A 5,157-nucleotide genomic window follows, 5' to 3' on the forward strand; every position below is an offset into this window, starting at 1 on the left:
ACAACTAATCTTTTTATCAACTTCAGGGGGTCAGTTTGAAATGGCCGCAGGGGGTCACATTGGTCTGGCGAATGGGGGTCACATTAAGCCGGTAGCAGGGGGTCAATTTGAGTGGATTTTCCAGACTAACAACAACATCTGTTTTAACTGCTGTACTTCCTGTACTTCCATGTGCAGTACCTAAACCAAAGCTTCGGACGTTCAGTGCAGTATTCAAATTAGCTGTAGTACCGCCCATTGGCAAAGAAACACCAACGGCAACACTTGCATTAAAAACAGGTTTTTTTGAGAGACTTATCGTAAGATTTATACCAGCACCAAATCTTGGTGGATCTGGCCACATTCCATCAGGGTCAGTAAACCTAATTGGATTATTAAAGCAATAATTGTAAGGTGACCATCGTCTGCCTAATTCACTTTTAGGGTCTAATATCCACCATCGTCCTATTTGCTGGTCATATAACCTTGCACCGTAATCATAAAGTTCTAAACCACTATCGTCCGCAAACTCGGCAGATTGTAACTCTTTGCCATTGTATTTAATTTTATTATCAAAAGTGTTGGCAGCTTTACTACTTATCCCTGCCATTGTTAACCCGAACGGATAATAATGCGTCTCGTTCAATACCTTGCCAGTAAGTGATTTCACGGCTATTAGCATTGCTTAAAAATAGCATAAATATGCAAAAATCAACATGTTTTACGGGTTAATTATGCTGTTTTTAAGAGCTTGTCGTATGCATCTGTTAAGTGGCGGTTGGTATAATCTTGTGCTAGTGAAATGTAGCGGTAAAATTCTTTGCTTCCGGCTGCATGCCCAGAGATTTTACGGACTACCATTTCGGGTACGCCCAACACAAGCAGGTTTGTAATAGCTGTACGTCTCATCGTATGCGAAGAAATATGATCGCAGAATCGAAAGCTGTTTCCTTCTTTAGTTTTAATTTCTGTTAAGCGGCCCTGGCTGTAACGCATTTTTGGAACGCTGTAGGTATAGCCTGCCAGCTCCATCATCTGTTTCAGGTGCAGGTTAAAATTGGTGTTGGAGATGCGTTTAAACAGGTAGGCGGTTCTCTTTTGTTTTAACCTGTCGATGATTTCCACAGCATAGCCCGGTAGTGGAATGTTTACCTGTGTTCCGGTTTTTTGTGTAAGTACCTGCAAATAATATTGATCGTTGCGAACCGAGAGGCTTGTTTTTTTGAGATTGATAAGATCGATATAACGTAAACCAACGAGGCAGCCCACAACAAACAGATCAAGGCTTTCGGCCAGGTGTTTTTGTAAACTGTTGCGGAAGTTGTGGTCGTGTATGAGGCGTTGCAGTTGAAACGTATCGATTAGTACGGGCTGGTATTGGTAGGAGGGTAAGCGAAACTGGCGGTGAAATTCACCAACAGGTAAGCCTTTTTCTTTGCGCAGGTAGTTAAAGAAGGTTTTTAGCACTTTAAACACAGCTGCGATGTACACATCCAAACAGTTGTGCTGCTTACGCAGGTATTGCTCCAATGCCAGCTTTATCTTTTTCCAATAGTTTGCTTCCTGCTGAAACTGCCGTTGTGTTTGTCTGTACAGTAACTGGATGCGGATGGCTTGTGGTAAAGTAGTTTCGAAGCTTTGCAAGTATTGCAGCACTACCTGGTATTGCTGTACGGTGCCCTGGGTTAAACGTTTGCCAGAGGCGGTGCGGCGCTTGCCTTTTGTTGATACACGGATGAATTCCTGAAAGGCCGGGAGTAGTAAGATTTGTTTCATGTGTTTTTTATTAACCACAGATATACGCAGATACCGGCAAATGAAGAACATTAAAGATTGCCAAAACATTTGAGATGAAAAATCTGTTCGATTGGGCCAATATGAAAGCTAAATTTTTTGTGTTTTCATTCCTGCTTAAATTGCAGCACAGCAATACAACCATGGAAAAGAAATACATTTTAGATAAAGACAATACAGCCCGCAAACTCCGCCGCCTTGCGTTTGAAATTGTGGAGCGTAATTACGATGAGCAGCAATTGTTTTTTGCCGGCATCCGCCAGAGTGGTTTAACGGTAGCAAAACTGTTGGCCGAACAGGTAATGGAGATCAGCAATATTCATGTGGAGCTGGTGGAAGTAAGTCTCGATAAAAAATACCCGGTAGAAGTTACTCTCGACCGGGAGATTGGTTTCAACAATCAATCGATCCTGTTAATTGATGATGTAGCCAACAGTGGTAAAACCATGCTGTATGCGTTAAAACCTTTTCTGCAGTTTCAGCCACGCAAAATTCAAACACTGGTTTTGGTAGAGCGTACACACAAAACTTTTCCGGTACAGCCCGATTATGTTGGGTTATCCGTTGCCACAACTTTGGAAGAACATATTTATGTAGAACTGACAGACACCGAAATAACAGGTGCTTACCTCATTTAATTCAGCAACTGAATTTCAAAAAGTTTACTCCAGTTTTTACCGGTAATAAATACACGGTTGCTGCTACTGTCGTAAGCAATGCCGTTTAGTACTTTGTCGCTTTCAGAAACTCCATTCAGTTCGGGGAATTGCTGTTTCAATGAAGAAAGGTTGAGTATGCCTGCAACATTACCGGTTGAAGGATCAATTTTAAGAATATCATTTGTTTGCCAAACATTGGCATAAATAAACCCGTTGATGTATTCAAGTTCATTAATGTTATTCTTTAAGCCGCTGTTATCCTGTATGCTGATGCGGCGGATTTCTTTACAGGTAGCAGGATCCCAGAAATAAATACTGCTGCTGCCATCGCTAACGATCAACTCTTTACCATTGTGTGTAATACCCCAACCTTCGTGATCGTAACTGAACTCGTTTAATAGTTTAAATGTAGCAGCATCGTACACATAGCCTTTTTTGTTTTGCCAGGTTAAGCGATAGATCTTGTTGTTGAGGATCGTAATGCCTTCACCAAAAAAAGCAGCGTCGAGCATTGCTTTTTTGTTTTGCTTGCCGCTGGCAAGATCAACAGTGCCCACCCACGAACCGTTGTTTAGTGTGCCCTCAGGATTACCGGTGCTTTCGTACAATGTATTATTATAAAAGATCAATCCTTGCGTAAATGATGATGAGTCGTGCGGATGATCTTTCAGCAGTTTATAGTTAATGGACGCAGGTGCTGCAATGGTTGGTATAACTGTTGTGTCATCGTTTGTTTTTGTTTCGTTAGTACATGCAACAAACAAAAATGCGAGGCCAAGTAACTTATAGTTCATATGTGTTATTGATATCATTCAAAAATAAATAACCGCTTAAAATATGCAGCTAAAAATTCGATAATGTTCTTGTAATATTTTCAGTAAAGTGATTTTTTGCTATAGAAAATTATTGATGAATAACTAAAATAAATATGTGAGAATACCTGTTTTAGGTATTGGAGATGTAAAAAAATGTCTTTACGTTTATGTTCCATTGTGAATATCCCCCCCCTGAATACTCGTATAACCTCCCTATCGTTTCGTTCCCTTTAAAGATTGCATAACGCCAATTAATCCTTACTAATCTCCAGTATTCCCATTCTTGTTTGCAGAAACATTACAAGGTTAAATGCCTGTCGTTTCCGTATGCATTGTATTGTCCTGTCTTTAAGATCCACTTTTAGTTACCTGTGAGTATTCATTCACTAAAAAATTCGACAAAATGAACACACTGCTACATGCCTTTGAACAAAAGGATGAGAAAAGTAAGTTAGCAGACAGTTGGCTCTGGCGACAGATGCTGATGCTGTTGATGCTCTTTTTGGCATTTAGTCCGGGCAATTCTACGGCCCAGACAGTGCCTGCAATCGATGGTAATCCTATCGATTGGAATTCGGCTAATTTTAATCTCTTCGCCATTAAAAAATACCAAGGGGATGCTTTTGGTAACGGCGTTGTAGATAACCAGTTTACAGAAGGTTCGAAAGATTTCTTTCTGGCCAATCAATTAGTTTGGTCTATCAGCCAAACCAAAGCTAAGAACGATATTGCTAATGGTGCAGCCATCATCAAAGATGGCATTTTGTATTTTGCAGGCGATCGTACTTCCAACAACGGTGATGCGCAAATTGGCTTCTGGCTTTACCTGAACGGAACAGGACCGGTTACTGTTAGTGGTAACAATATTTTCAGTCCACCACATGTGGATGGTGATGTATTGGTGCTTGCCGATTTTACCGGTGGTGGTCGTGATGCAACTGTTACCATTTTGCAATGGGATGAAGATGGTGTTGCCCCTGCAGGCCAAACAATTGTACCCAATACAAACGGGCATCTTCGCACAACGATTGGTATACTTACCGGCACGGTTGCGGAAAATAATGATGGACAATATGCGATACCAACAGGATGGACATTTGGCCAAGCCACATACGATTACAATATGTTCTTTGAAGGTAAGGTTGATCTTACTGCATTGGGCGTATTGAATTTGTGTAATACAAGTTTTCTGCTCGAAACAAGATCATCACAATCTATTACAGCTTCATTAGATGATTTTGTTGGTGGAGGTTTTAGCGTAACACCGCCGCCATTGGTATTAACAGGTTCAGCTGTTTGTTCTGCTAGTCCAAACTCAGGAACAATTACTTCTTCTACATCGCAACTCAATGCGAGTTATCAGCTTTATAACAGTTCAAATGTAGCAGTTGGGCCGGCTCAACCAGGTACCGGTTTGGCTTTAACATGGAATGATGTACCGGTAGGAAACGGTTATTACGTAATTGGTGCAGGTGCATTGCCAAACTGTACATCAACCAGTAACCTGGTTAATGTTACAAGTATTCCTCCTCCAACTGTAACAGCAAATGATGCGTCTGTTTGTATTGGCCTTACAGTTCAGCTTACTGCATCTCCGGCTGGTGGTACATGGAGTGGAGCCAATGTTAATGCTTCCGGTTTGTTTAATGCTGCCGGTCTTGCTGCAGGTACTTATAATGTTACTTATAGTTATACTGATCCCCAAACAGGATGTAGCAATACAGATCCGGCAACAGTAACAGTTAAAGCTCCTACCTCTTCAACACAAAGCCGCACAATCTGCAGTAATCAATTACCATACACATGGGATGGTCAAACATTTACAGCAGCAGGTCAGAAGGTGAAAACAGGTTTATTGAACCAGTATGGTTGCGACAGTACAGCAACATATAACCTTACAGTAAATCCAA

Annotated in this window: 5 protein-coding genes; 2 read left to right on the forward strand and 3 right to left on the reverse strand. The window is 41.1% G+C overall.

Going from position 1 to position 5,157, the window contains the following annotated elements; genetic code table 11:
- Positions 1-22: 22 nt before the first annotated feature.
- Both ESA94_RS21265 and ESA94_RS21270 read right to left on the reverse strand, forming a co-directional pair.
- Positions 23-649, reverse strand: a complete 627-nt coding sequence (locus ESA94_RS21265; RefSeq protein WP_205756038.1) for an RHS repeat domain-containing protein — start codon at positions 647-649, stop codon at positions 23-25.
- Between the two features lie 62 nt (positions 650-711).
- Complete coding sequence (locus tag ESA94_RS21270; RefSeq protein WP_164972829.1) at positions 712-1,755, reverse strand: tyrosine-type recombinase/integrase; 1,044 nt, start codon at positions 1,753-1,755, stop codon at positions 712-714.
- A gap of 74 nt (positions 1,756-1,829) precedes the next feature.
- On the opposite strand from ESA94_RS21270, the gene ESA94_RS21275 reads away from it, so the two are divergent.
- Positions 1,830-2,411 carry a phosphoribosyltransferase family protein gene (locus ESA94_RS21275; protein ID WP_240671120.1) on the forward strand — a complete coding sequence of 194 codons (582 nt, stop codon included), beginning with the start codon at positions 1,830-1,832 and terminating at the stop codon, positions 2,409-2,411.
- Here ESA94_RS21275 and ESA94_RS21280 read toward each other — a convergent pair.
- Positions 2,408-3,226 (reverse strand): glutaminyl-peptide cyclotransferase, encoded by an 819-nt coding sequence (locus tag ESA94_RS21280; protein WP_164972830.1) that lies wholly within the window; start codon positions 3,224-3,226, stop codon positions 2,408-2,410. The genes ESA94_RS21275 and ESA94_RS21280 overlap by 4 nt on opposite strands.
- A 424-nt stretch (positions 3,227-3,650) precedes the next feature.
- On the opposite strand from ESA94_RS21280, the gene ESA94_RS21285 reads away from it, so the two are divergent.
- On the forward strand, positions 3,651-5,157 hold a 1,507-nt coding region (locus tag ESA94_RS21285), incomplete at its 3' end, for a hypothetical protein (RefSeq protein ID WP_205756039.1).

The organism is Lacibacter luteus (assembly GCF_004118265.1).
Taxonomy (GTDB): Bacteria; Bacteroidota; Bacteroidia; order Chitinophagales; family Chitinophagaceae; genus Lacibacter; species Lacibacter luteus.

Bases quoted from the DNA above. Each gene is read 5' to 3' on its own strand.
- ESA94_RS21270 (WP_164972829.1), bottom strand. From the start codon at position 1,755: ATGAAACAAATCTTACTACTCCCGGCCTTTCAGGAATTCATCCGTGTA.
- ESA94_RS21280 (WP_164972830.1), bottom strand. From the start codon at position 3,226: ATGAACTATAAGTTACTTGGCCTCGCATTTTTGTTTGTTGCATGTACT.
- ESA94_RS21275 (WP_240671120.1), top strand. From the start codon at position 1,830: ATGAAAAATCTGTTCGATTGGGCCAATATGAAAGCTAAATTTTTTGTG.